The 1,586-nt window shown below is 65.1% G+C and carries 1 protein-coding gene; it reads right to left on the bottom strand.

Annotated elements, in window-relative coordinates:
* Nucleotides 1-126: 126 nt before the first annotated feature.
* Complete coding sequence (locus tag MMF96_RS19335) at nt 127-1,323, bottom strand: IS110 family transposase (RefSeq protein ID WP_375141475.1); 1,197 nt, start codon at nt 1,321-1,323, stop codon at nt 127-129.
* Nucleotides 1,324-1,586 lie beyond the last annotated feature (263 nt).

The following is a 1,586-nucleotide window of genomic DNA, read 5'->3' as shown; positions in this document are numbered from 1 at the left end:
GGGGGGTGTCCCTATGTTTTTCGTCAAGGGTTTGGGCGGGTTTTCTTTGAAGGTTCTTTCGTCCTTGTTTTTGGGCAGGGTTGAGTGGCTGGCGGGTGGTCGCCATCAGCTCGCGGGGTCGTCCGGTCAGGCTGTTTTGGGGTTTGGCGCGTCGTAGAGGCTGCCGTCGCGGAGCATGGCGAAGAGCACGTCACAGCGCCTGCGGGCGAGGGCGATCAGGGCTTGGTTGTGCCGTTTGCCCTCGGCGCGTTTCCGGTCGTAGTAGGCCCGTGAGAGCGGGTCCTTCAGCGCCGCGAAGGCGGAGAGGAAGAACGCGCGTTTGAGGCTTTTGTTGCCCTTCTTGGAGGGGTGGTCGCCGCGGATCGAGGTCCCCGAACGCCACGTCACCGGGGCGAGCCCGGCGTAGGAGGCGAGGTGTGCGGCAGTCTGGAATTCCTTGCCGGCGACTTCGGTGATGATGCGTGCTTCCGTCCTGACGCCGACCGCCGGCATGGAGGTCAGGACGGGGTGAAGAGGGTGGGCCTCCACGAGTGCTTCGACCTGGGTGAGGATGTCTTCCCGGGCGGTGCGCAGCTGCTTGAGCATCGCAGCGAGCTGGGGCAGCACGATGCCGGCGGCGTTGGTCCCGGCGACCACAACGGTCTGCTCGCCCAAGGCGGTGAACACTTCCTGGGCCCACGTCTTGCCAGCCCGGGGTGCGTGGCGGGAGAGCAGGGCCGCGACCCTGGTGTGCCCGGCTTTGCGCAGCGCCGCCGGGGTCGGGTACTTCACCAGCAGTTCGGCCATGGCGGGGTGGTCAAGGTGCGTGCCCACGATGCGTTCCAGGGCTGGGTGGACCTGTGTGAGCAGGCCCCGGATCCTGTTCGAGGTGGCGGTGGCCTGCTTCGCCAAGTCGTCGTCAAAACCACACAGCATGGAGAGTTCGGCGGCCTGCTCGTCTGCGAGCACGATGGAGCGCAGGGTATGCGGCAGGGTGCGTGCGGCTTCAGCAATGATGGCAGCGTCCCGGGCGTCGGTCTTGGCCTCGCCGGGGTGCAGGTCGGCGATGCGGCGCATGGCCAGGCCGGGCAGGTACCCGACCATGATGCCCTCCGTCTGGGCGACGGCGACCGGCAGGGCGCCGATGGTCGAGGGTTGGTCCACGACCAGCAGCACGGTGCCCTTCTTCGCCACCGAGCGGATGATGGCTTGTAGTTTCGCCTCGTCCTGGGGCAGGGCCCGGTCCAGAAGCTTCTTGCCCGCACGGTCGATCGCGACCGCGTGGTGATTGCTCTTGCCAACGTCGACACCGATGAAGATGTCAACGAGTTCATGGTCCTTGATCAACGCAAACCTCCCAGAACTTATCGAGTTGAACTGCGTTGGCTTGTCCTGCGGCGGCAAGGCCCGACATCCACGTTACGGCTGACCTGCACGCTGTTCCCCTGTGCTGGTCCGGTCCCCATCAGCGATCCCTTGGCGCCTATCGACTCCCGGTGACAACACCCCCCGGATCATTGATGACTGGGGGCTTCAATCATGCCGGGACCGACAGGCCAACAACCCCAATTCTTACTCGTTTAAGGGGCTACTAAAAAGGTAACGGG

Origin of the sequence: Arthrobacter sp. STN4, from assembly GCF_024539665.1 — a bacterium.
Classification (GTDB): Bacteria; Actinomycetota; Actinomycetes; order Actinomycetales; family Micrococcaceae; genus Specibacter.
Note: the sequence above shows the minus strand (reverse complement) of the source record. Positions and strands in the feature narration are given on the sequence as shown.